Consider the following 26,122-nt stretch of genomic DNA (forward strand, 5'->3'; position numbering starts at 1 on the left):
TTTTACATATGGCATGAATTAAACGTAAATATAAACGGTTTTAAAATGACTAAGAACGAAATGTCAGATAAAAAAATTGCCATTATCGGTGGCGGTATTGCTGGAGCTTCAATTGCACTTTATTTAAGTGAAATAGGCTTACAAGTTGATTTATTTGAAAAAGGGACGAGTTTAGTAAATGGACCTCCTATTTGTCATCTTCATGCTGGTGGCAATTTATATAGGGAAATTTCAGAAGAACAATGTGTAACGTTATTAAAAGAGTCTATAGAAGCACTGCGCTTATATCCTGATTCGGTTGACTATCGCCCAACAGTGATTGCGATCCCTGAACAAGATCCAGGGCAACCGATGGAACTTTTACCTCGTCTAAAGCGATTACAAAGTGAATACCAAGATCTAATTGATGAAGATGCTGATAATCAAGTGCTTGGCAAAGCGAGCGACTATTATCAACTGTTTGAGTTGGAAGAATTACAACAGTTAGCGTTACTAGATGAGCATCCAGTACCTAGCACGGCAGAGCAATGGATGATTCCATTTGCTAAGCATGTTGATCTGTCTTTATTAAAATTTCCTGTTGTTTTAGTTCAAGAATTTGGTTGGAATGTATTTCGCTTAGGCGCCACAGCTGCGCTCTCTTTAGAAAAGAATGCCCATTGTCAGGTGCATCTAAATGCTAAAATCACAAAAATCGAACAAACTGTTGATAAAAAATGGCAGTTAAGTTGTGATGAAAGTGGTCATAATAGCCAACAGAAGTTTGATTATTTAATTAATGCAGCGGGCTTTAAAACCGGTGAAATTGATGATTTAGCTGGTTTTCATCGTCAACGTTTAGTCGAGTTTAAAGCTGCCTATGTCACCAAGTGGCAGGGTACCGGAGGTTTATGGCCTGAAGTTGTTTTTCATGGTCAACGTGGTACGCCCGAGGGCATGGCACAATTTACGCCTTATGCTGAAAATTTAGTACAGTTACATGGCATGACTGAACAAATTACATTATTTGATAATGGCCTTGTTGCTAGTGCTGACAATAGCTCTCAACCTCAGTTAGATGCGCAGTTTATTCGTAAAATAGACAAAGGTTGGTTAGCCCAAGAGGTTGCAGAACGCGGGCAACGCGCAATTGCACACTTGGCTCGATATATTCCTGCTTTTAAAGAAGCGAGTGTAGAAGGTAAGCCGCTATTTGGAGCGCAACAAATACCCGGTGAGGATGCTTCCCTGCGTGCCGCTGGTGTATCTTTTGAAGATGATAATTATGCACGTTGTGAGATAGTGAAAGCGTCATCTGTATTAACGAGTGCCGATGCGTTAACTGAAAAATTGGCAGAATTGGGTTTTGTTGATAAAAGCTTAGTGGGGTCACGTTTGTTTCCTGTGACTCGCTCTATTACTGATCAACAAGTAACGGAGCGTTCAGAGTGTTACACACAGCAGCGAGGGTATCCGCTAGCTTTAGCTCATAGGACAGTCAAACAGTCATAATAAATTAAACCTTAAATGACATAACTCAAAGCAAATAATCAAAAGCAAACAAAAAATCCTATGACTCAACTAGTCATGGGATTTTTTGTTTTTACATTTATGTTCTTGAATTACTTCTCTATCCGCATCATTATTAACGCCTGATTCTTAATGAGTGATACAAATATCATCTCCTAACATATTGAGTATATTGTGAATAATACTTCAACCGAAGAGACCCATTTACAAAACAAGTCTAATCCAAAAGAAAAGCTTAAAGCCTTCAATAGCTTATTACCTATATTTTCCTTTATAAAACCTTATAAGCTAATGCTTTCATTGGCACTGCTTGCTTTATTAGTGACGGCCATTATTAATTTGTCTTTAGGGCAAGCAGTGAAATCTGTTATAGACAATGGGTTTATTGCAGGCTCTGAGCAACAGTTACAAGCAACTATTTTAGGCTTGGTTTTTCTGGTTGGTTTATTAGCGGTAGGGACGTTCAGTCGCTTTTATTTAATGTCATGGTTAGGTGAACGGGTGAGTGCCGATATTAGAAAGGCGGTTTTCAATCGCATTGTCACTTTACATCCCAGTTACTTTGAAGAAAATAGAAGTGGCGAACTAATGTCACGCTTAACCACTGACACTGCATTATTACAATCCATTATCGGTTCTTCATTTTCCATGTCGTTACGCAGTTTATTTCTGTTGATTGGCGGATTGATCATGTTATTTGTCACCAACTTAAAATTGTCTTTAGTGGTTATTGTCGCCGTGCCTTTTATTTTAATACCGATGCTCGTTTACGGTCGAAAAGTGAGAGCCTTAGCTGAAACGTCACAGGGGGCAATTGCAGATATTGGTACCTATGCTGGCGAGATCATTCAAAACATTAAAGTGGTGCAGAGTTATACGCATGAAGCCAGAGAGCAAGTCGCTTTTGGTAATGAAGTTGAAAAAGCCTTTGTGGTCGCAAAACGTAGAGTGAAACAGCGTTCGTTTTTAATTGCCATTGTGATCTTTTTAACCTTCGCGGCTATCAGCAGTATGTTGTGGATTGGTGGCATGGATGTACTTTCAGGTAAAATGACAGGCGGTGAATTAGGCGCCTTTGTTTTTTACGCCATTATAGTTGCGACGTCGGTGGCCACCATCGCAGAGGTTTATGGTGAACTTCAACGTGCCGCGGGTTCAGCAACGCGCTTACTCGACTTATTAAAAGTAGAAAGTGATATAAAACAACCTAACCGAACTAGTGTGATGAAAGCACAATCATCATCAGCAATTACTTTTGAACAGGTCAATTTTTCTTATCCTTCTCGACCAGATATTGCCGCGCTACATGATATTAATTTAGTGATCCCAACAGGAAAAACAGTCGCGTTAGTAGGGCCTTCTGGCGCGGGGAAAACAACACTGTTTGAATTGTTACAACGATTTTATGACCCGCAACATGGTCAAATAAAGTTTAATGATACGGATATTACTCAACTGGCATTAACCGACTTACGTGATGCGATGGGAATGGTACCGCAACAGCCGATCTTATTTAGTTCTGACGTTTGGCATAATATACGTTACGGCAATCCACAAGCAACGGATGCACAAGTCATCGAAGCCGCAAAACGCGCTCATGCTGATGAATTTATTAATGAGCTACCACAGGGTTACGCAAGTTTCTTAGGTGAGCAGGGCGTGCGGTTATCAGGCGGACAAAAACAACGTATTGCCTTAGCAAGAGCGATTTTAAAAGACCCTAATGTTTTATTATTAGATGAAGCCACCAGCGCGTTAGATGCACAGAGTGAAAGCCATGTGCAAGCGGCACTGAATGAGCTAATGGCCAATAGAACTACACTGATTATTGCGCATCGCTTATCTACCGTGATCGATGCAGACTTAATTGTGGTGATGGATAAAGGCAGAATTGTTGACACGGGCGATCATCACTCACTATTAACCAGTTCGACTTTATATAAGAGGTTATGTGACTTGCAGTTTGATAAAAGTAACTTGAATAAATAATGGGATTGGTGAAAGCTTTAAATGAGGAAGGGAGTTAACAATAAAATTGTGGTTCTTACTTTTCCATTCTCTATTTATTATCTGGGGTTAACCCCATTCCATCTAACCAGCCACAATAGTGTCGCAACGCTTTTTTATTATGTTCATAAAACCTCGGCTTTTTTAATAATTCAGCTATTAGCCGAACACATAGTGCAGGGTTATTACATTCAAAAGCGAATAATCGGCGATTATATTTTGTATTGTATATTAGGTCTGTTCATTGTATCAGAAGCATATTGGTCGCTGTTCTGTCGTTTCTAACTCGCAAAGGGGCACAAACCGCCCTAGGATTTATCTGCTATTTTAAAATTTGTAACGTCAGCTGTTCCGGCAAATCGGACATTATTAGTAAGTCGCTTTCGTCCCTAAGGGAAGGGCAAGATTACGAAGCCGTACTTTAAATTTGAAGTTTTAGACTTATCTATTTGAAGGCATTTTTTGAGAGTTAACTCTATTGATCTGCACTAGGAAAAGGAGCACGTTGAAGATCATTTCCTGATGTGATCATATACTTCTTTTTATACGATGTAGAAGTTATATGAGCCAAGAAATGAAGAGAAAGTTATTGTGGCTGTGCGGCCTTTCGACCTAAGTCTATGCCAGAACCAAAAACATGTGCTCAGTAAAAGTATATTAAACACTTTATATAAAAATTTATAAGGCGTGTTGTCCCCCGAAACGAGCCCAATCGCCAATTTATTAATGTCTGCTTTAGGCTCATAGTGGACTTTTAAATTATGACCCATGATATCCATTTCTAGCTCGCATATGGATTCCACCTGTTTTACAACGATTAATTTTCATAAACAGATAAGATGCGTTCGTATTTACGGCTTTTTATTGAGAGAGCTACCCTCTAGCCTAAGATGTTTACGCACCTATTATCCTCATCGCTTTGACAGTCTATTATGGCTCCCGAGCTAGGCAGGTTTTAATAGGTTGGTCTTACCGTTTATGCTTCATCATTGTTGTAAAATTGGGTAAAGCTATTTTTCTGAATTAACGTGTTTTAATTTTTTATTATGTTACTAATAATTTTTGTTGGTATTTAGTTTCATATCTCAAAATAGCCCAAGCCGTTCTAACTGTTTTATTTGCTAATGCAATACAGGTTCTATTTATACCTAATCGCTCCCTTAATTGTATTAACCACGCTTGTTTTAGTGTTATTGGCTCATAACGCTGCAAATAGTCACTGGAAATAGTAGTAAGGATTAATATCATTTGCTCGGCAAGTCATCACTAAACTATATAAATTCGCACTGGCTTTGGCTCCACTAATTGATGTAGAGAACATCTGGTGTCACCACTTTTACCTTTCTTCACAGCTTTTTAAATTTTTGAAGATTATATAATCCATTATCCATGTGATATTCATCGCATTTGTATATTTATTTTTCCCCGATTTTATTCAATTTATTTCTATGCCTCGTTTTACCCCTTTTAATGTTAATTAAATGTTAAATAATGTGTGTTTTTATGTTAACAGAAGTAGGGGGGATTGAGTTTTATATTTTGTATTGTCGTTTATATGCACCATTTATTTATTTTGTTGAATAAATGTTAATGAATTGTTATTTAATTGGATTTTATTTGTACATTTTTTTAACATTGTTGGTCGCAGATCCCATTACTCATCTACTAAGTAAATTTAATTTGATTAAAGAGATTAAAATCATTCTCGTAATTAAATAAAGCGTTCACTTATATAAAAAAGGATGACTAACAATGAAAAGTAAATTTATTAAAATTGCTGCATTAAGCCTTGTATTTGCAACATCGGGTATTCAAGCGAAAGACTATGAAATTGTTAATGTAGTTAAAATTACTGGGATCCCTTGGTTTAATCATATGAATAAAGGAGTAGAGCAAGCTGCTAAGGATTTATCAGTTAATGCTTATCAGTTAGGTGGATCTTCGGTTGATCCCGCTCAGCAGGTTAAGATAATCGAGGATCTTATTGCTAAAGGTGTTGATGCAATCACAGTCGTTCCAAATGATGTAAAAGTACTTGAACCCGTTTTTAAAAAAGCCAGAGAAAAAGGGATTGTTGTTTTAACACACGAAGCACCAAGTGGTCATAATGCAGATTGGGATATTGAAACGATTGATAATACCTCTTATGCCAAAACAACGATGGATGCCTTAGCTGAAGGTATGGGCAAAAAAGGTGGTTATATCATGTATGTGGGCTCGCTAACGGTCCCTTTACATAACAATTGGGCTGATGTCGCACTTGCTTACCAAAAATCTGAATACCCAGATATGTACGAAGTTTCATCACGTATGCCAGTGTCAGACAGCATAGAAGACTCTTACGCAGCAACAAATAATTTAATGAAAGCACATCCTGATATGACCGGGATTGTCTCTTTTGGCTCATTAGGTCCAATTGGTGGAGGAGAAGCTGTTAAAAAGAAACGCGCTAAAAACAAAATGACGATTGTGGGTGTCACAATGCCGAAACAAGCATCTCCATATTTTAAAAGAGGTGAAATAGACAAAGGTTTCTTATGGAATCCTGCAGATGCTGGTTATGCGTTAGTGGAAGTGGCTAAGATGATCCTAGATGGAAAAAAAGTTGCTGATGGCGTCACGCTAGATAAGTTGGGTGCAGCAAAAATTGACATGGAAAATCGTGTGATTAATTTTAATAAAATCCTAGTCGTAGATAAAGACAATGCAGATAAATTAGGCTTCTAAAGCTAAAAATATAACAGAGCATCTTACGGTGCTCTTTATTTAAACCTTTAATAATAGGATACAGTAATGCTAAGTGATGAATTTATTAGCTTAAAAAATACGTCTAAATTTTTTGGCCAAGTAAAGGCATTGAAGAATATCAATTTAACTTTCAATAAGGGTGAAGTGCATTGTCTTGCGGGCAAAAATGGCTGTGGGAAAAGTACTTTATTTAAAATTATTTCTGGTGTGCACAATCCAGAGCCTGGATCTGAAATCATTCTTAACGGCAAATCATATACAAAATTAAACCCTCAACTTTCAATAGAGAATGGGATTCAAGTTATTTATCAAGATTTATCTCTTTTTCCAAACTTATCTGTTGCTGAAAATATTGCAATTCAAAATCACCTAGCATGGACTAAAGGTCTCGTGAGTAAAAAAAATATGGACACCATTGCATTAAAGGCCATGCATAAAGTGGGTGTTTCATTACCGTTAACAAAGTTAGTAGAGAAGCTATCTATTGCAGAGTGTCAACTGGTTGCAATATGTCGAGCGATGGCTTCTGATGCAAAATTAGTGATCATGGATGAACCGACGGCCTCATTAACACGCACAGAAGTAAATAACTTAATTAAAGTTGTTAAAGACCTTAAAAGTAAAGGTATTACTGTCGTTTTTGTCAGCCATAAACTTGATGAAGTCATGGAAATATCAGACCGCATTACAGTGATCCGTGACGGTAAAACAATTGGTACTTATCCAGCTCAAGATGTTGACAGCAATGAACTTGGTTTTTTAATGACAGGGCAACGCTTCAATCATATGCCAATAGGAAAGTATAGTGCAGGCGGGGTCATTAAATTTGAAGCGGTTAATTTGAATAAAAAAGGCCAATTTAACAATATCAATTTAAAAGTACATGCAGGGGAAATTGTTTCACTTACAGGGTTGTTAGGCTCTGGTCGGACAGAATTATGCTTAGCATTATTTGGTATGGTCTCAATAGATAGTGGGGAAATTCGAGTGAATGATAAAAGTGTTTCACTTCAATCTAATCGAGATGCGATTAAAAATGGTATTGGTTATGTATCTGAAGACAGAATGTCAACAGGGCTCATAATGGAGCAAAGCATTCAAAGTAATACTACGGTCTCTATTTTACCCAAACTTAAAAAGAAGAGTGGTCTCTTTGATTATATTAAAGCAGGTAAAATAGTTGAAAGACTTATTTCATCATTATCGATTAAAGTATCTGATTCAACGCTACCGATGACGAGTTTATCGGGGGGAAATGCTCAACGTATATCAATTGCTAAGTGGATTGCTGCAGAGCCTGAAATTTTGATCCTAGACTCACCGACAGTCGGTGTTGATATTGCCAACAAAGAAAGTATTTATAAAATTATTCAAGATCTTGCGAAAACGGGTATTGCTATCATTATGGTCAGTGATGAGATACCTGAAGTTTTTTATAACAGCCATCGAGTCTTAGTGATGAAATCAGGAGAGATCACCCATGAGTTTTATCCTGAGTCATCTTCAGAAATTGAAATAATGGAGGCTGTAAATGCGTAATCTTTTATGGAATAAAATTATAAAAAGCCATGAGTTCAATTTGGCTGCAATTATTGTCATCTTATTTATTGGCCTGACAGTGACAACTGAAGGGTTTCTTACCTTGGGCAATATTTTTGACATGTCAGAAAGTACTGCTGTACTAGGTATTATGGCTTGTGGGTTATTTGTTGTTTTAATCGCGGGCGGTATTGATATTTCTTTCCCCGCTACGGCTGCTATTGCGCAATATGTTTCTGCAACTTATATCTTAAGTTTAGGTGGCAACTTTTTCATTGCCTTTTTGATCGCTGCTGCTGTTGGCGTAGTGTTGGGGTTAATCAATGCTGTATTTGTTTATAAGTTAAAGGTACCTTCAATCATTATTACTATTTCAACATTAAATCTATATTTTGGTTTATTAATGTATTTTAGTAATGGGGAATGGCTGTATGGTTTTCCTGATTGGTTCATGAACGGTGTGCATATATTTCCTTTTATTGGTACTGATGGATACGATTATAGTTTGTCGTTACCTATTATTACCTTCCTAGTTGTTATCGTTACAACTTCAATTTTCATGACTAAAGTCCGTTTAGGGCGACAGATTTATGCCGTAGGCGGTAATGCTGATGCTGCTAGTCGTATCGGTATTAATCTTTTTACAATTAACCTATTAGTTTATGGCTATATGGGCGCGTTAGCAGGTATTGCTTCTATTGTTCAAATGCAAATTTCTCAATCGGTTGCACCAAACTCATTAATGGGTTTTGAGTTAACTGTACTTGCTGCAGTCGTCCTTGGTGGAGTCAGTATGACTGGCGGAAAGGGGTCATTATTCGGAGTTATATTGGGTGTCGCCTTGTTAGCAGTTTTGAAGAACGGTTTAACCTTATTAAGTATCCCATCATACTGGCACACTGTTTTAACTGGAGCGATTATTGTTTTCAGCATCAGTATGACCGCATTAAATAATAAAAAACAAAAATTGAGGGAGGCGTAATGAATCAACTACTCGATACATTAAGGTTGCCTAAAGATGCTAGTGCTCGTTATTTACTTGTATTACTCTTTGGCTCATTAGCATTCATGTTAGTTGCAAATGGCGAGGTTTTTTATTCACTATCAAACTTACAATCTATAGCTTCACAAATACCGTTATTAGGTGTATTTGCATTCGCGATGGCGATTTGCATGTTAACAGGGGGGATCAACCTCTCTATCATCGCAACAACAAATGCAAGTGCTTTAGTGATGGCAAATATTATTGTACTTGCCCCTGAAAGTAGCACAGTATTATTACTGGCTCTTGTCGCGGGATTCGTTGCAGCGCTTATCATTGGTTTATTTAACGGTATATTAATTGCCTACATTGGCGTCTCTCCTATTTTAGCAACACTTGGGAGTATGACGCTCATTAATGGCTTCAATATTTTGCTTTCAGGCGGTAGTGTTATTTCGGGTTTTCCTGATGGCTTACTCGTGCTGGCAAGTGGAGCTGTGATCGGCATCCCTATTCCCCTTTTATTACTGTTGGTGATTGGTTTTATATTGTGGTTAGTACTTGAGCATACTGTACTCGGACAAACCATTTTTTTACTCGGTTCAAATGAAGAGGCTACCTTTTATTCGGGTGTTAATACAAAAAAATCACTCATGTATGTTTACGCTATTTCTTCTATTTTATGCTGGGTCGCAGCATTAATCATGATGGCTAAATTTAACTCAGCAAAAGCGGGTTACGGTGAGTCTTATCTTTTAACTGCGATTTTAGCCTCAGTACTTGGAGGTATTAACCCTGATGGAGGATTTGGGCGAGTTATCGGAATTGGCCTGGCGCTGATTGTTTTACAGGTATTAGAAAGTGGAATGAATTTATTGGGTATAAGTAGTTATTTAACAATGGCGCTTTGGGGAGGGATTATTATTTTGTTCATCGCTCTTAAAAGACAAAAGGCCTAATGGAGATAATAAAGTGACAACATATTTTATTGGTGTTGATGTAGGTAGCGGAAGTGCTAGAGCGGGTGTTTTTGATATTTTTGGAAAGAAACTAGCAGATGCTGTGTATGAAACAAAAACATTTAAACCTTTGGATCTGTTCGTAGAGCAATCTTCAGATGACATTTGGGATTGTGTTTGTAAAGCCGTGAAAGAAGCGGTAATAAAAGCGGATATAGATATAGTTCAAGTGAAGGGGATTGGTTTTGATGCGACTTGTTCTCTGGTTGTATTGGATGAGGATGGTTTGCCTTTATCAGTCAGCCCAACCGGAAGAAGTGAACAAAACGTTATTATGTGGATGGACCATCGTGCAATAAGTCAAGCAGAGCGTATTAATGCAACAAAACATGATGTCCTTAACTATGTAGGCAGTCGTATCTCTCCAGAAATGCAGACACCAAAATTATTGTGGTTGAAAGAAAATCAATCAAATATATGGAGCAAGGCTAAGTATTTTTTTGACCTACCTGATTTTTTAACATGGAAAGCAACATCGAGTAATCATCGGTCTTTATGTTCTACTGTCTGTAAATGGACATATATTGGACATGAACAAAGGTGGGACGATGATTTCTTTGCACAGATAGGGTTAAGTGAATTACTTGAAGATAATGCAAGAAGTATCGGCAATATAATTCGACCAATGGGTGAGAATATTGAAGATGGATTAACACTTAAAGCGGCAAAACAACTCGGATTGTTAAAAGGTACAAAAGTCGGTGTATCTATTATTGATGCACATGCTGGGGGAATAGGGGTAATAGGAGCAGTCGGCGTAAAGGGTGAAAAAGTTGATTTTAATCGCCGTTTAGCGTTAATTGGAGGTACCTCTTCTTGTCACATGGCAGTATCAGAGTCGGCTCGTTTTATTGATGGTGTTTGGGGAGCATATTATAGTGCCATGATACCAAATTATTGGTTAAATGAAGGCGGACAATCTACAACAGGCGCATTGATTGACCACTTTATAACCTCTCATCCTTTATATAATACATTGCATAAAAAGGCGCTTGAAGAAGATAGTAGTATTTACGAATTACTCAATACGCACTTATTAAAATTAGCTGGAAGTAATTATAATATCGCCTATTTAACAAAAGATATTCATGTACTCCCTTATTTTCATGGTAATCGCTCTCCTCGTGCAAACCCTAATTTAACCGGTTCTATCGTTGGTTTGAAAATGTCAAAAACGATTGATGATATGGCCCTTTCATATTTAGCTGTTATCCAAGCGATTGCCTTAGGGACAAGACATATTATCGAAGTAATGAATCAATCAGGATATGAAATAGATACTATTATGGCTGTGGGTGGTGGGACTAAAAACTCTATTTTCTTACAAGAACACGCAAATGCAACAGGATGTTTAATGTTATTGGCTGAAGAAAGTGAAGCGGTATTACTTGGCTCTGCTATGTTAGGATCTGTTGCGGCAAAGTTTTATGATGATATTCCTGACGCAATGGCCAACATGAGTCGAATTGGAAGAATTATTACGCCTCAATCAACTAAAATTAAACGTTTTTATGACGCTAAGTACCAAGTATTTCATCAAATGTATGATGATAGCGAAACGTATAAAAAGATGATGAATGACGCATTTTAATTGATTGTCTTTACCCCGTTAAATGGACTTAACTGGGTAAAGGCATAACGACTAGAAAGACTTAAAGGGTCCATAACTGCAAGCGTGATTATAGTTGTGTAATTGATCATTTAGAATGTAGGTCTCGCTTTATTTTCTCTGCAGATTATTTGTATTTCTATTATATGGTATTTGGGTTCTGCTTAAGTTCTAAAGGATAATCTCCCTGTTTTTTAACCTCAAACCCATTTTCTTTGAATTCCTCATAATTAAAACTTTCGAGTTCATCACATGCTAATTTGTGAAACTCATAAAAGTTAGGCCACCACTCATACCCATCTCCAAGGTTGTTACCTAGATAAGCATCAACTATATCTATGCCCATCTTAGGGGCTACATAGAAAGCTCCCATAGCCAGTACATTTACACCATTCCCTGTAATCGCTCTTAAGGCTGCAGGTACACTTTCTACAACACCCGAAAAAACACCTGGACATTTACTGGCTGCAATATGGATCCCCATGCCGGTACCGCAAAATAATAAAGCTCTTTCAAATTCGCCTTCTGAAATTTTAGCACCGGTTTTTAATCCAATTCGATGGAACATTTCGGGATCTTCTTCAGTTTCTGATTTAACTCCAATATCGGTGACATGCCACCCCTTTTCTTTAAGGTGTTTAACTACCGCTTCTTTCAATGGGAAGCCAGCAAAATCTGCAGCAACTAAAATATGCTTGTCCATTATCGTTTTCATATCATTCTCCTTATTACTGATTAATAGTAATTACCGTTACTTATATCAAAAGGTAATTTGATGTAGTCGAAACGTTTGCGCAATCGATTCGATTGTTTAATTTAAAGTAATTTCTGATTTGTGCACTTCTATTTTTAAAAAAATGAGAGTTAATACTTATATTTAAAATAATGTTAATAACAATAAACTTATCTCTTATATTGAGATTGTTTTTACTGGAGAACGGTAGGAGGAACGGAGTAATTTTATTTATAAATTTTTATTAGATTTTAAACAATAGATAGTTCGAGCTTATATCAAATGGCTGCCATTTTCTGGTGGTCGTGTTCCTATTCAGGTCAATTATTGAGTTGAAAGGGGGGCATGATATTGGTGGGGAGCCTTCATTTAATTTCTAGCGTGATTGACATGAGAAAAATGATAGAGGTTAATCTCATGGTGCCGTAACCTTGAATTAAAGCCGTGCAGTGAGCAATGTAAACTATAAATTTGAGTCTGCTAAAAATGGATAGCAACTTTAGCGTAGGAAATAAAAAGTACATACCTACTGTACTGGTTTAATCAAACAGGACACTTAATTGAAAGAATATAGTCTAGATATTGAGGTGTTATTATTGAGAAATATACAGAGTATTAATTTTAAATTTTCTGAAACGTAATGTTGGCCCTAGCAAGTTGGCGCTCTAGCTCACTTTGGGGGCGTTTTCGACTCAGCTTTCTAGCTCGGTTTGGGGCACTAAACGAGTTAGAAAACATTCGACGACACACTCACCCACTAATAACTATTTTCCAGTTATCGTTGGTGAGCGATAGCACAAACCGATGCTTAGTTAATCAATACTAAAGAGTCTAATATTCCTTGCCCACTGTGTATTCCGCCTTCATTTTCACTCGCTGGTTTGCTACGAATAAGATAGCCTGCATAGCCGTTTTGATCTGTCACTGGTTGGCCTTGATAATGCGCTGTAAATAATCCAATTTCGCTAACAAGATCATCCACCAATCTTTGTTTTCCATCACGAACTGCAATGGTTGGCGTATCACGTTCATGCGGATATAGGCGTTGCATCAGGGCCCATGCATTGTATTCTTCGGGTTTCAAACTGGCTAATGTGTTTGTGATTTCGTTACCAAAAATACAATGCCCACCTCCTTCACCTTGGTTTTTCAGCACCCACTGTTGCTTATCGGCAGTATTATTAAACCATGCAATAGTTTGCGTAGAAATTGGTTTCATCTCGGCTAACACACTTTTAACTAATTTTGATTCTTCAATGGTTAAACCCCAGCGAGCGTAATCTTCTTCTGGCATCATCGTGAGTAGCATCTGCATCGATTTACTGGTTGCAAGTTGTTGGCTGATAGTGGCGTTCATTGCGACATAATGTTTTTCAATGAATAAACGCGTTTGGCTTAGTGCTTGACAGCAAATATCCTCGTTGAGTTCTGGCGCCCAATAGTCTGAATACTGATAACCCGCACGTAGATAAACGCTATCAATAGCGCCAACACCTTCAAGGATCAAACGCTGGTTATTACCACTTGATAGCTGGGTGCTTAACTGCTCGAAGGTGCGTCGTACAGTTTTTACGCCCAATTTTTGTAAAGCCACTTCCAAAAGGTGTTGATCATAAACATTGTCTTCGCCTTTTTGCACAATCATCAGGAACGTCGGTTTTTGATCACTGTTTTGCATATCAAGCTCAGCAAAGTGGGCTTTCACTTTATTGCTCGCGGTCGTAATGCCGATAGCCAATTGCTCCAACCCTTGATTTTCTGCAACGAGTGCTGAATCATCTTCTATCCACTCATGGTAAACATCATTCCACTGATTTTTTACAAATTGATGGAGTTCGGTAGCACGTTGGCCAAATGGCCCCATTCCTGCTGCAATGCCATTAAACTCAATCACCTTTGCGCCATGTTGTCGATCGTCCATAAAATCGGTACGCATCAATAATAATGGCTGACGAGCAGGTTGTTTAGGCTGCTCTGAAGTACCGTGGGCTTGTAAGTGTAATTCCATTAAGCGTCCAAAGAATGGATCTGCTTTTGCCATGTCGCTAAGAGAGTCTTGTAAGAAGCTATGGTCTTCTGAAACATGACTGACCAGCTTAGCAATCAAGGGAGTCACCGCACGCAAATGTTCATATACTGGGCGTTCTATTGTCATCGGCGCGATGCTAAATGGTACATGCCTTGCGGTATTATCAGCCTGACGAAATGCGACGCCGTGCATGATTTCCCACTCTAAGATATCTTCGATAACTTGTTGAGGTACGAGTTGTTTTTTGTTGTGAACCTTATTATCGATGTTGATGGTGTTTTTTTTCATGATGTTATCATTCCTAAAATTTGAATTATGACGTTGCGCTTGCCGAAGCCAAGCCTAACATGCTGTTTTTATGTTCATTTTCTTCTTGCTCTTTTTGTGCAAGGTATAAGTCTCGATAGTCGCCATCTTGTTTGATTAGCGCGAGGTGTGTACCGCTTTGTACCACTTTCCCACTGTTCATGACTAAGATTTGGTCTGCGTGTTGAATAGTTGATAAACGATGCGCAACGGAGATCACAGTGCTACCGTCTTGGATATTCTCAAGCGCTTGTTTGACGGTTTCTTCTGATTCACTGTCGATGTTTGCAGTGGCTTCATCGAGTAAGAATATTTTCGGATCGTGTGAAATCGCACGCGCTAATGCTAATAGTTGTCTTTCACCTACTGAGAGTGATGCACCACCATTATTTTGCTGGTGATCAAATCCATCAGGTAAGCGGGTAATAAAGTGATCTGCTTTCACCATTTCGGCTGCGCTAATCGCTTTATCACGGCTATTTTCTACTATATTAGTGCTCACTTTTCCTACATTGAGAACATCATGAGATAAATTAATATTATCAATGATTGATCCACTAAAGAGGGTGGGATCTTGTGATACCAAAGCGAACAATTGACGCAGTTGTGATTCAGGTAGTTTATGCAGGGGTTGACCACCAATGAGAATGTCGCCCTGCTGTTGTTGATAAAAGCGCATCAATAGATTGATCACCGAACTTTTTCCGCTGCCGGTATGACCCACAATCGCGGTAAATTCACCGCCTTTTGCTGTAAAACTGACATCGTTAAGTACTGGTTTATCTGCTTCATAGCCCATGGTGACATGACGAAATTCAATATCATGACTGTCGTTAATTTTTACTGTTGGCATCACTTGATGATGTATTTCAGACTCATCATCTAGCAATTCAAAAATACGTGTCGAAGAGACAGTGGCAACCTGTAATTTGTGTAACTCCATGGATAACTGACGAAAGGGGTCAAAGAAACGTTCAACGTAATTCAAAAATGCATATAACGTACCAATTTCAACAACCGTCGATAGTGATGCCTCTGCAAACCAGGCAACAATACCTGCTGCTGTCAACGTCGCAATCAAGCGTGTCAGTGGTAATAACATTAGGCTATCAATCGCAACTGACTTGCTACGGAAGTTAAACCAGCTTTGATTATCTTTCTCAAACTTAGCGTGGAATGCCTTTTCTTGACGAAACGCCTGGATCAAAGCCATACCTTGTAGCGATTCATTTATTTGTCCATTAATGTTACTCACTTGTACTCGAATACCATCAAACACTGACATCGAAATTTTGCGATACAGGTGCATGGTTATTAGCAAAATAGGGATCAATACTAGGCTGAGAAGCATCAAACGCCAGTCCAACAAAGCCATTGCGATGAAGATTGCAATGATGCGTAATGCGCCTTGAATCACGGTTGGAATGGTCGATACGTACATATTTCGCAGTGATTCAGTGTCGTTAGTAATATACGAAACCAACTTGCCGGTCGATAATTTGTCAAAGGTCGCAATAGGGAAATTCAACACATGGCGAAATAACTGCTCACGTACATCTTTGACCACTAGCAGTGCACCGTGTTTAAAGGCAACTGCTTGTAAATAGCCAAACACAGCACCCAGCACATAAAAAAGCATGACAAGGCCGATCAGTGTGAGTAGTTGTGGCCATTCAAACTGCTGAGGCACAATAACCTCATCGATCACTATTTTAGTCAACCACGGAATCGCCATTTCAGCACTCACCGCAAGCGCTAACATCAAAAATGCAAAGCCAAAACCGGCTTTGTGTGGCAATGAGAAGGTCAGTAAACGACGATAAAGTGTCTGTTTTTTCATTGATGTTGGCTTATTCATGGTGACTTACCTCAGATTCTGATTCATTGTAAGTAGTCTGCGGTTCATCCTGCGACACATTGTTTAATAACAGGTCTTTGCCCCCTAACTGACTTTGACGCTGATAAACCTTGGCATACCAACCTTGATTCTTGACCAACTCATGATGAGAGCCTCGCTCCTCTATCTGTCCATCATTTAATACTAAGATATGATCTGCTTCGATAAGATTTGTTAGGCGTTGCGTGACTAGTAGCATGGTTTTATGGGCATAGTGCGCCTTTAGGTTTCGACGAACTTGTACCTCTGTTTTCATATCTAGCGCACTGAATGGGTCATCCAATAATAGAATATCAGCGCTCGACAACAATGCTCTAGCCAGTGTTAAACGCTGTTTTTGGCCACCTGATAGATTATTCCCTCCTTCTCTAAGAGGGGTATCAAACCCTTCTGGCATCGCTTGAATTTCTGCTCGAATACCTGCCATCTCTGCGACATGCTCAATTTCATGTTGTGATGCATTGGGTTTAGCCAAGGCAATGTTCTCTGCGATAGTGCCGGAAAATAGATGTGGTTTTTGAGGTACCCAAGCCAATTTACTGCGCAATGCGTCAAAGGTGAGGCTATCACTTGGCATACCTGAAAGGTAAATGCTTGATGGCTTCTCAAGTTGAAATTGACGTAAAGCCAAGTGCAAAAGTGTGCTTTTTCCACTACCAGTAGGACCTGTAATGCCAACTAATCCACCCGAGGGTAATTCAAATTTAATATTGTTAAGCACGCTGCGATTGGCTTTTGGATAGGCGAAATGATGAATGTCGAAAGACATGTTTGCAGGCGCATCTTTTGGTAAGGTTTTTTCGCCTTCGATCACTTCAATATTTTCAGCAAATAATTGTTCTAGACGAAGCCATGATGTATTACCGCGTTGGAATACGTTAAATTGCCAACCAAACTGCAAAAATGGGCCAAGTAATTGAGCAAGGTATAGTGTGAATGTAGTGAACAATCCAACGGTAATATTGCCCTGTTCAATTAACCATGCTCCGTAACCTATTGAGATGACAAAAGACAACCCATATACCAGTTGTATAGTTGGCGTGAATGCCGCATCTACTTTGGCAACACGGATGTTTGCTTCTACTGTGTCATCTAGTGTTTTTTCAAAACGCTTTTCTTGACGGCCAGAAATGCCGAGCGAACGAACCGCACGAATGCCTGAGACTGTTTCTCGTGTTTCTTCCGTTAAATCAGAAAACGCAGATTGTGCTGTGGCAAACGCATTATGCAGCTTCATACCATAACGGCGAGTGATCAGTACCAATAATGGAAAAGGAAGCAGGGCGACAGCAGTCAGTTCACCGCTAACAACAAAAATCATGCCTAAAATGACTGTCATGCCTGCTATAAAAGAGTCTACTAAGGTCATCACCCCCATGCCCATAGTTTCTTCGACTGCGTTTAGGTCATTGGTCGCATGCGCCATCAGATCACCGGTGCTACGGCGATCATAGAATGACGGTGATAATTGTAAAAACTTTTGAAATAACTCACTTCGAATCACCCGCGTGATCGCAATAGAAGCACCATAGAGTTGGCTTTGCCATACAAAGCGTAGGCCATACATTACAGCGCCCGAAACAATAATTCCGACGATGTGTATGATCATTGTTTGAGTATCGAATGTTCCTTCACTAATGCCGTCGACAATTTTGCCGATCAACCATGAAGGCACTAAATTGACCAAGGCAACGATTTGTAATGCCACAATAGCAATCAGGTAGTGCCGGCCAAACATTTTTAGGTAACCTTTTAACTTAAATAGAATATTCATAATTATTTAGCTGCTCTATATTTTTCTGTAATAAGTGTGTCTGACTGTGAGCGATTACTTTGCGTTGGTAAAACGCAATCAATCAAACTTTTTTGTGTTAAATAATCGTCAAAGCTCATTTCTTGCGCTAACTCTAGCTGTTCTTGTTCACATAAGGATTCGCTGACAAGCAATGTAAACTTAGCCATTTCATTCGCTGATAGGGGATTCGCTAAATGCTTTTGCATATGTTTTGCAGAAAGTCTTTTAGCAAATACCGTAAAGCCTACTTTCTGTTGCTTCATGAGTGATAAAACCTTTGCTGATGGCGTTAATGAACTGTCGTAAAACTTTGCTTGTTCATGTATTACCGCTAGCTCATAGCCACCTTGACGAGATGAACTATCCATACTTTTTGCCATTTTAGTTAACATGCTCATGAGTGGTTGAGCTAAATCACTTATTGAAACGTCACCATCCATTGTTGGTAGCATTAACCCAGGTTTTCTTCCCTGCGTCGCGATTAACTCTTGTCTTTCCATAATAAGCGTACTTTCCTGTTCACTCATATCAGGGCTTGGTGTTAGTGCGCTATGAAGTAAAAATAGATCAAGAAATTGGCTCTGTTGCTCATCGATACCTAAAGGCAATAAAGGATTATTATCTAAACTACGTAATTCTATGTACTGCACACCCTCGTTGCACATGGCAACCAAAGGGCGCATATGTGCATGAACAATTTTTGGACGAACTGAACCATACAATTCATTTTCAAGCTGAAGTACAGCGTCATTTAGCTGTTGGTGTTTAGTCAAATGGGTATATTGCTCACTTGGCTGCGTCAGCGCGTTACAAAGACCGGTTAGGTAATCTTGTTTGTTATTAAAACTCATCGGAAAACGTGATTGCTCGTTGTTACCATAACCCATATTACTCAAACGTAATGAGGTAGCCCAAGGTAAGTAGTTTGTACTGTCGTCCCATTTATCCAATGCATGCCGTTTTTCTTGTAGGTAACTTTTGTCGAGTGCGGGTGAAGCACCAAATAGATAGGGAATAATCCAACCATTACGAAGCACATTACGTATCAATTGAAAATACCGTTCAGAAATAAAGTCTTCTAACGGTAACTTACTATCTGTTTGTGTATGCAGTGCCTGCCAGAAACTACCTGGTAGCGAAAAGTTATAATGAATGCCTGAAATTAGCTGCATTCTTTTTCCATAACGATTTGCTAATCCTTCACGATAGCGAGTCTTCATCATACCCGCATTTGATGTACCGTAATTTGCGATAGCAATATCGTGGTCGCTAGGTAGGACTGGTGGCATGCTCGCCGACCACATCAACTCTCCTTCATCTAGGTTTGAAGCAACAAAGTGATGTAGCGATGCTAATGATTTGAACATTTCATTTCTATCTGTCACTGCAGCGGTCACTAACTCTAACTGCGCTTCCGAAAAGTCAGTGGTAATGTACGGGTGAGTTAATGCAGAGCCTAAAGATTTGGGATGTGGGCGACGAGAAAGCTCGTCACTCGCTGTCACTCTAACCATTTCGCGTTCAACACCACGGCGAATGTCTTGTAAGGTATCTTGCACATGATCGCTTGCTAAAAAGTCTAACAGTAACTGATTATCGGGCGTATTGATTTTAAAATAGGTTGCTTGGTTGCTCATTTGTATTATCCACGAAAGTTTTGATTCACGTAGTTAAGACGCAGGAAAACTAAAAAAGACGCAAAGATCGCCTATTTTTTTAAAATAAATTTAAATAGGAAAAAGGTGGGTCAGAGGAAAGAGACAATGTAGCTGTCGCAACTTCGCTCTCATTCGCATAAATAAAGCATTTCGTTTAAAACAATGCTCAGCTTTTCATAGGGAAAATAGTTAAGATCAAGGCGCATTCATTAACTATTTTATAGGTGGATTAGTATAAGCACGTATTTATAGGAGGATTAGTATAAGCACGTAGTTGAATGTAATCGTATTGACGAAACCACCTCACTGCCAGTAGTAACCATTCAGACTAGCTTCATTCACCGCTGTTTTTCTTAGCAAAATCTGCGCACGTTGGCTTAGGATGAAAATCAACGATACCTTCAGCACCTGCTTCTATGTTGCAGCAATCCGTTAAAATATCTTTTAACTTTACCTTACCACGCTGGACTCGACTTTTTGTGGCAGATAATGACAACCCAAGTTGATCTGCTACCGCCTGTTGGGTTAATCCATCAAGCTCAGATAGAATCATGGGTTGGCGATATTTTTCTGGTAAACAGTCAAACATTGGGCGTAAACATTGGGCCATGGATTGCAAATTCACGATTTCAGAAGAGATCTCTTCTTCAACGTAGTCCTCAAGCAGCTCATCATGATTGGGTTGTGAGCGGTAAAAATCCATAATAGTATTATGTGTAATACGGTACAGCCAATTCTGTAATTTATCTTTTGTTTCAAGTTGTTCGATTTTTTGACTGGCTTTGATATACACATCTTGCAAAATATCATCAACAAGATCGAGATCACCTGTTTGCTTTATAATATAATTTTTCAATTGATCTTTATGTACTGACCATTCTGCTAACATTGGTATTCCTCAAATTACTGATGTCCACTTAATTGCCAATCATAGTGAACATCAGCTGTAACTTAAAGGTAAATCACACTCTTATTTTCATCCAACTTCCGGTTGAATTTCTCCTGAGAACTCTTTCCAAGCTACAAATCCATCTGCTAGGTTCTTTACTGAGCCGATACCCATCTCTGCTGCTAATTTTGCGGCATAGAGTGAGCGCAACCCACCAGCACAATAAAAAAATAAAGGTTTTATCTTGTGCGAACACCGGATTATGCGCAGGGAATTCTGGGTCAATCAGAAATTCAAGCATGCCTCTTGGGCAAGTAAAAGTGCCCGGGATAACGCCGAGTTTTCGTCTTTCATCGGCTTCTCGCACATCAACAAAAACATAAGCATCATCGTTAAGTAGCGCTTTTGCTTGCTCAATTGAGATGTCTTCTACGGTTTGATATGCCTCTTTAGTGAGCGTTTTGATGTTTTTAGTCATTTTTTGTACCATGATTATTCTCTTATTTAAATTAACAAACTTTATTTAGCGACATTACCTGCCACATTCAAGGCATCCCATGTACGCGAAAAGGGAGGAGCATAGGCAAAATCTAAATAGCTCAGTTGCTCAGTTGTAAATTTAGCGGTAATAGCAACCGCTAGGGCATTAATGCGACTGACAGCGCCTTTTTTACCTATTATTTCGCCACCCCAAAGCACTTTAGTGCCTGGCTGATAGGTCAATTTCACTTTAATATCCTCTTGACCTGGGTAGTAATCGGTTTGATTTTTATCGTCTATTACTGACATACTCACATGTATATCGTGGTCATGTGCCATTTGCTCTGACATGCCGGTTCGGGCCAGTTCATAATCAAGCACTTTCAGTGATGACGAACCTAGAAAGCCCATCATGTGCGTCTCTTTTCCGGACAAGTAATCTGCCATCAACCGTGCCTGTTTATTGGCCGTTGTTGCCAAAGGCAGATAAACCGCTTTACCCAGTGTTAAGTGATTCACAACCGCACAGTCACCCACCGCAAAGATATGTGCATCTTCTGTCGCGCCATATTCATCGACTAACAATGCGCCATTAGCGGCTTTAGGTAGATCGAACTTGTCAGTATTAGGTTTGAATCCGAGTGATAAAATCACGATATCGGCTTCAACATCTCCCTTATTTGTTTGAATGATGTAACCACCATGATCTGCGTCTCGAATCGCCAACACGCTTGTATTTGTTTTTAAATCAGCGCCTGAGGTGCGAATTGCCTGTTCAACAACATCAACCATTTCAGGGCTGAATTGCTGGCTCATTATCTGTTGTTCACGCTCAATAATAGTGACGTGTTTACCAAGCCCATGGGCGGCATCAAATACCTCTAACCCGATGAAACCTGCACCAATGACAGCGATACGTTGTTTACTGCTATCTTTTAACGCGCTTTTAACTGCTATGCCATCTTCTTGGCTAGTTAACGTATACACAAATTCATCATTGTATTCGCCAAAATTTGGCATTATTGGACGCGCACCTGTGGCAATGATCAAGCGATCGTAATCAATGGCACTTTCAATACCTTGTTGTCGGATCAGAACCTTCTTTTCGAGTCGATTAACCGATAACATTTCGGTGTTCATGTGCACATCTAACCCTGACGCTATCGCCTGCTCAGGGGTACGAGAAATCATTCGCTCGCTATCATCAAACATGCCACCCACGAAATAAGGCAACCCGCAGGCACCAAAAGAGAGGTAATCACGTTTCTCTATCACTACTACGTCATCTAAAGGCTTGTTTCTTTTATATTTTGCGGCAAAACTCATTCCCGCAGCGTTTCCGCCAATCACAACTATTTTCATCACTCTTTCCTAACAAAATACATTAACTGAGATAGGCAATAGAGGGCGTACATTAACCATGCACAACTCTCTATTGAATAAATGTTGGTTCACCCCTGCACGGCAATTTCATCACTTTTATTGGAAGTGTTGGTCGTAGCGTATTGCTCGAGATCTAAGGTCCCATTTTGCTTTGAGGTAAGTACACCCGACAGCATTGATCCTGAAATATTAAGGGCTGTACGCGCCATATCAATCAAGGCTTCTATTGAAACAAGAATTGCGACAATGGTAATATCTAAGCCCATGATGGTGAGTACTGCAACTGCTGCAAAGGTAGCGCCACCACCGACGCCCGCTATACCAAACGAAGCAATAGCAATAACCACGATAAGTTGCAAAATAAAGCTAATATCGACAGGAACACCCATCACTTGTGCCGCCATAATGGCTAGCATTGCAGGGTAAATGCCGGCACATCCATTTTGACCAATACTGGTTCCAAAGGTCGCCGACATATTCGCCGTTTCTTCATCAACACCTAGGCGTTGGGTTTGCGTATCAACATTTAACGGTATAGCCGCCATACTTGAACGAGAGCCGAAACCAAACACAAGCACAGGCCATATTTTTTTCATGAAAGTGATAGGCGATAAGCCAAATACCGACACCAATATAAAATGAATCACAAACATGACACCAATAGCTGTATAGCTTGCCATTAAAAATCGGCCCATTTCAGCGAGTGCAAATAAGTCGTTGGTCATCATAAACGAGGTCATTAACGCAAACACACCATAGGGCGTCAGCTTAAGAATTTCACGCACCATAGACAATACAACTTCCTTCGCTGAGTTAATGAAAGCGACAAAGGGCGCTGCTTTTTCAGGCTGACGTTTCTTTACTTGTAAAATGCTGTAACCGAGGAACATGCCAAACAATACAGTTGAGAGTGTCGATGTACGCTGCGACCCCGTGAGCATTTCAAATATGTTGGCAGGAATAATCGACAGTGCTAGACCAGAAAGCCCGGTACTTGCCATTGCATTCTGTGTAGCAAGTAGAGAGTCGCCTCGTGCTTCAATAGCACTGTTGGTGCCCACTATGTTCACTAATGCATTCGCATCAATACCAAACAGGTATATGCTTGCGATGCCCACTACCGCGGAAATAGCCACGGTGACTATCAATATACCGATAATTTTAGGGGCTATCTTGGATAAGGCTCCGTCACCATCCACGTTCATAATTGAGGAAATCATGGCAACAAATACTAATGGGATCACCACCATTTGAAGTAGCTTGATATACCCTTTACCAAATAGAGATATGAGCTCAGCAAAGCCTGATGTTGCCACATTGTCTACGCCAAATACGGCTTGAATAACACCGCCGAATAACAAGCCTGCTGCCAGTGCGCTTAACACTCTAAAATTGAAGGATTGTTTCTGTTTTTTGAATCTTGCCAGTAGCACGTAAAATCCGAAGAAAAGTACGCTTAAAATAATGAATGATATATTCATAGGAGTAGCCTCTTAATAAGTTATATTAGTAAGACGCCCTAGTAACCTAAAAGACGCAAAATAATTTTAAAAGACGTTTTTGTAAATGGGGATATAAGTAACTTAACTTCCTAACAACTTCATGGGTTATCGATTTAATTAGCGTTGATTGTTTACCTCCTTGTTGCACCAGGTAAAGATAAGCCAAGCTTGATTGCTATGCCTTTCTAGCTTATGCCTTACAACCCAGCAAGCTTTGGAGGAATGCAGTATTCATCTGGCAACTCTTGGATTAATCCATAATGATGTTGTGAGTAATACAATATAACTGAAATGATTAATGAAATTGGTTAACTATTTGTAGGTCTGTAACTCACCATGGGGGCGTTTCGACTTAGTTTTCTAAGGCCCTTTGGGGCTCATTGCGAGTTAGAAATAATACTGATTTTTCTCTAAATCAGTAGCGAAGTACTTTCGATCGAGTAGAAATCTTAGCTTCTACTCGTATTTATTTTACTGTAATGAATAATATATGTAATCCGTGCACGAATTAGGTCATAACACCAATTAAAAATGATCGCGTACACTAAGAAGAAAAGTACAAGGCCTATATCCATAATAAATACTGTCCAGAAATCTAACTGTAGCACCCACATCATTAAAGGAACTGTGAGAACAGTCAAACCTAACTCAAAAATTAATGCATGGAATATTCGCATTTTAAATGAACGGTTAATACGCTCACTGCCAAATTTATGGTCAAAACCTAAGTTGTATATATAATTCCAGCACATAGCAATTAATGACAAGCTAATTGCTAAACCTGTCGCTGAAGAAAATTCCATATCGGTAAATAATCTAGTAGCAGAAATCATAAAGCATAAAGCAATCACTTCAAATAATATGCTGTGGATAATGCGTTCTCTCGTATTCATGTTTAATTTCATTTTTTTTTGTGGGTGTTGATGTGTATAGTAATCATTTATTATGAAGGAATGTAGTTAGTTACTATCAGGGAAAGTGATATGTATAATCTGGAACAATTGAGAATGTTTGTAGAAACTGAAAAATCAGGTTCATTTTCGGCATGCGCTCGCAAGTTGGGTAAAGTCCAGTCTGCTGTCAGCCAGGGCATAGGAAATCTTGAAATAGAGCTTAATACGACGTTATTTGATCGTACTAGTCGTAAACCTTCTTTAACTCCTCATGGGAAAAGATTATTGCCATTTGCTGAGTCCATCCTACAGCAAACTTATGAACTTGATTCCGTGAATGATTCATTAAATCTATCTCATGAAACTCAGATAAGAATTGCCGTCGATGATGCATTGCTCTCTTTAATCACGGATCTGATGAATACCTTTGTAATGCACTTTCCTAGTACTTTATTAGATCTTTTAACCGTTTCAGCATCCGATGTATTAACAATGATTCATTCTGATCAAGCCGATTTAGGGTTAATGTTTTCGAATGGTGATTTTCCACAAGAAGTCGATTTATGTTATGTCGGCAGCTTACCTTTTAATGGTGTTGTAAATCCAAATCATCCATTGGCAAGCTTAGATAAAGTCACGGTTTCTGATTTGATGCCTTACCGTCAATTATTGATTAAAGGACTTGATGGAAAAAGTTCAATGCACTCGCCTATGATATCTTCACATATATGGTGGGGAAGTTCATTTCATGCAATAAACACTATGGTGAAAGAAGGTTTAGGATGGAGTTACATACCTGCCTTTATCGCAGAAAAATATGAAAAGAATGGTGATATGGTACGTATGAACCTAAGTTTTGACCATAAGCCTTGGCCAGTTCAAGTTGAACGTGTCATGGCAAAACAAAAAACGATGGGGCCTGCATTAACATGGTGGGCTGATGCTGTAACTCATTTACTCGATAAGTAACACTTAATGAAAGTTTCTTGTTTGCCACTTTTTAAGCACCCAAGTCTAATGATTATGTAATCTAAATATTTTGGTAAACTGATATGGCTACTCTTGAGGGTATTGAGTAATAAACCATACCTTTTTAAGTCGCTTCGGGGCACAAACCGAGGCAGGAGTGTCTAACAAGTTCTCG

At 39.1% G+C, this 26,122-nt stretch carries 18 protein-coding genes; 8 read left to right on the forward strand and 10 right to left on the reverse strand.

The genetic code is table 11. The annotated features are described in order from the left end of the window. Positions 1–45 precede the first annotated feature (45 nt). From MT391_RS06940 to MT391_RS06970, 7 genes are all read left to right on the forward strand, one after another. Positions 46–1,491 carry an FAD-dependent oxidoreductase gene (locus tag MT391_RS06940; protein ID WP_499497301.1) on the forward strand — a complete coding sequence of 482 codons (1,446 nt, stop codon included), beginning with the start codon at positions 46–48 and terminating at the stop codon, positions 1,489–1,491. Between the two features lie 192 nt (positions 1,492–1,683). Next, on the forward strand, positions 1,684–3,498 hold the full coding sequence (locus tag MT391_RS06945; RefSeq protein WP_499497302.1) for an ABC transporter transmembrane domain-containing protein: 1,815 nt from the start codon (positions 1,684–1,686) through the stop codon (positions 3,496–3,498). A 1,770-nt stretch (positions 3,499–5,268) separates the two neighbouring features. After that, entirely contained in the window at positions 5,269–6,243 is a 975-nt protein-coding gene (locus MT391_RS06950; RefSeq protein ID WP_499441288.1) for an autoinducer 2 ABC transporter substrate-binding protein, read from the forward strand. Between the two features lie 66 nt (positions 6,244–6,309). Further along, on the forward strand, positions 6,310–7,803 hold the full coding sequence (locus tag MT391_RS06955; protein ID WP_499441286.1) for a sugar ABC transporter ATP-binding protein: 1,494 nt from the start codon (positions 6,310–6,312) through the stop codon (positions 7,801–7,803). Next, positions 7,796–8,785, forward strand: a complete 990-nt coding sequence (locus tag MT391_RS06960; protein WP_499497303.1) for an ABC transporter permease — start codon at positions 7,796–7,798, stop codon at positions 8,783–8,785. Before MT391_RS06955 ends, MT391_RS06960 begins: the two co-directional genes overlap by 8 nt. After that, entirely contained in the window at positions 8,785–9,744 is a 960-nt protein-coding gene (locus MT391_RS06965) for an ABC transporter permease (protein WP_499441284.1), read from the forward strand. The genes MT391_RS06960 and MT391_RS06965 overlap by 1 nt, the downstream gene beginning before the upstream one ends. Before the next feature lie 13 nt (positions 9,745–9,757). Then, positions 9,758–11,395, forward strand: coding sequence for an FGGY-family carbohydrate kinase (locus tag MT391_RS06970; RefSeq protein WP_499441282.1), 1,638 nt, complete (start codon positions 9,758–9,760; stop codon positions 11,393–11,395). A 160-nt stretch (positions 11,396–11,555) separates the two neighbouring features. Here MT391_RS06970 and MT391_RS06975 read toward each other — a convergent pair whose 3' ends face one another. From MT391_RS06975 to MT391_RS07020, 10 genes are all read right to left on the reverse strand, one after another. After that, positions 11,556–12,128: an RpiB/LacA/LacB family sugar-phosphate isomerase gene (locus tag MT391_RS06975; RefSeq protein ID WP_499441280.1), complete on the reverse strand. Its 573-nt coding sequence runs from the start codon at positions 12,126–12,128 to the stop codon at positions 11,556–11,558. Positions 12,129–12,954: 826 nt separating this feature from the next. After that, entirely contained in the window at positions 12,955–14,463 is a 1,509-nt protein-coding gene (locus tag MT391_RS06980; protein WP_499497304.1) for a glutathione synthase, read from the reverse strand. Between the two features lie 25 nt (positions 14,464–14,488). Beyond that, on the reverse strand, positions 14,489–16,339 hold the full coding sequence (locus MT391_RS06985; RefSeq protein ID WP_499497305.1) for an ABC transporter ATP-binding protein: 1,851 nt from the start codon (positions 16,337–16,339) through the stop codon (positions 14,489–14,491). Further along, positions 16,332–18,152, reverse strand: coding sequence for an ABC transporter ATP-binding protein (locus MT391_RS06990; protein WP_499497306.1), 1,821 nt, complete (start codon positions 18,150–18,152; stop codon positions 16,332–16,334). Before MT391_RS06990 ends, MT391_RS06985 begins: the two co-directional genes overlap by 8 nt. A gap of 2 nt (positions 18,153–18,154) precedes the next feature. Then, complete coding sequence (gene gshA / locus MT391_RS06995; protein WP_499497307.1) at positions 18,155–19,810, reverse strand: glutamate--cysteine ligase; 1,656 nt, start codon at positions 19,808–19,810, stop codon at positions 18,155–18,157. A 355-nt stretch (positions 19,811–20,165) separates the two neighbouring features. Beyond that, positions 20,166–20,720, reverse strand: coding sequence for an RNA polymerase sigma factor SigZ (gene sigZ / locus MT391_RS07000; RefSeq protein WP_499497308.1), 555 nt, complete (start codon positions 20,718–20,720; stop codon positions 20,166–20,168). Between the two features lie 73 nt (positions 20,721–20,793). Further along, positions 20,794–21,210 carry a rhodanese-like domain-containing protein gene (locus MT391_RS07005; protein ID WP_499497309.1) on the reverse strand — a complete coding sequence of 139 codons (417 nt, stop codon included), beginning with the start codon at positions 21,208–21,210 and terminating at the stop codon, positions 20,794–20,796. Positions 21,211–21,239: 29 nt separating this feature from the next. Continuing rightward, the gene (locus MT391_RS07010; protein WP_499497310.1) at positions 21,240–22,562 is read right to left on the reverse strand and encodes a CoA-disulfide reductase; all 1,323 of its coding nucleotides are present in this window, start codon (positions 22,560–22,562) and stop codon (positions 21,240–21,242) included. 89 nt (positions 22,563–22,651) lie between these two features. Further along, entirely contained in the window at positions 22,652–24,064 is a 1,413-nt protein-coding gene (locus MT391_RS07015; RefSeq protein ID WP_499497311.1) for a cation:dicarboxylate symporter family transporter, read from the reverse strand. A gap of 470 nt (positions 24,065–24,534) precedes the next feature. Continuing rightward, positions 24,535–24,978: a PACE efflux transporter gene (locus MT391_RS07020; RefSeq protein ID WP_499497312.1), complete on the reverse strand. Its 444-nt coding sequence runs from the start codon at positions 24,976–24,978 to the stop codon at positions 24,535–24,537. Positions 24,979–25,068: 90 nt separating this feature from the next. On the opposite strand from MT391_RS07020, the gene MT391_RS07025 reads away from it, so the two are divergent. After that, complete coding sequence (locus MT391_RS07025) at positions 25,069–25,947, forward strand: LysR family transcriptional regulator (RefSeq protein WP_499497313.1); 879 nt, start codon at positions 25,069–25,071, stop codon at positions 25,945–25,947. The last annotated feature ends 175 nt before the right edge of the window (positions 25,948–26,122 follow it).

This window comes from Vibrio sp. 1-Bac 57 (assembly GCF_037546855.1).
In the GTDB taxonomy this organism is placed as follows: Bacteria; Pseudomonadota; Gammaproteobacteria; order Enterobacterales; family Psychromonadaceae; genus Psychromonas.

Coding starts and splice junctions, on each gene's coding strand:
- MT391_RS06955 (WP_499441286.1), top strand. CDS start 6,310: ATGCTAAGTGATGAATTTATTAGCTTAAAAAATACGTCTAAATTTTTT.
- gshA (WP_499497307.1), bottom strand. CDS start 19,810: ATGAGCAACCAAGCAACCTATTTTAAAATCAATACGCCCGATAATCAG.
- MT391_RS06950 (WP_499441288.1), top strand. CDS start 5,269: ATGAAAAGTAAATTTATTAAAATTGCTGCATTAAGCCTTGTATTTGCA.
- MT391_RS07025 (WP_499497313.1), top strand. CDS start 25,069: ATGTATAATCTGGAACAATTGAGAATGTTTGTAGAAACTGAAAAATCA.
- MT391_RS06940 (WP_499497301.1), top strand. CDS start 46: ATGACTAAGAACGAAATGTCAGATAAAAAAATTGCCATTATCGGTGGC.
- MT391_RS06965 (WP_499441284.1), top strand. CDS start 8,785: ATGAATCAACTACTCGATACATTAAGGTTGCCTAAAGATGCTAGTGCT.
- MT391_RS07005 (WP_499497309.1), bottom strand. CDS start 21,210: ATGGTACAAAAAATGACTAAAAACATCAAAACGCTCACTAAAGAGGCA.
- MT391_RS06985 (WP_499497305.1), bottom strand. CDS start 16,339: ATGAATAAGCCAACATCAATGAAAAAACAGACACTTTATCGTCGTTTA.
- MT391_RS06960 (WP_499497303.1), top strand. CDS start 7,796: ATGCGTAATCTTTTATGGAATAAAATTATAAAAAGCCATGAGTTCAAT.
- MT391_RS07020 (WP_499497312.1), bottom strand. CDS start 24,978: ATGAATACGAGAGAACGCATTATCCACAGCATATTATTTGAAGTGATT.
- MT391_RS07015 (WP_499497311.1), bottom strand. CDS start 24,064: ATGAATATATCATTCATTATTTTAAGCGTACTTTTCTTCGGATTTTAC.
- MT391_RS07010 (WP_499497310.1), bottom strand. CDS start 22,562: ATGAAAATAGTTGTGATTGGCGGAAACGCTGCGGGAATGAGTTTTGCC.
- MT391_RS06990 (WP_499497306.1), bottom strand. CDS start 18,152: ATGAATATTCTATTTAAGTTAAAAGGTTACCTAAAAATGTTTGGCCGG.
- sigZ (WP_499497308.1), bottom strand. CDS start 20,720: ATGTTAGCAGAATGGTCAGTACATAAAGATCAATTGAAAAATTATATT.
- MT391_RS06975 (WP_499441280.1), bottom strand. CDS start 12,128: ATGAAAACGATAATGGACAAGCATATTTTAGTTGCTGCAGATTTTGCT.
- MT391_RS06980 (WP_499497304.1), bottom strand. CDS start 14,463: ATGAAAAAAAACACCATCAACATCGATAATAAGGTTCACAACAAAAAA.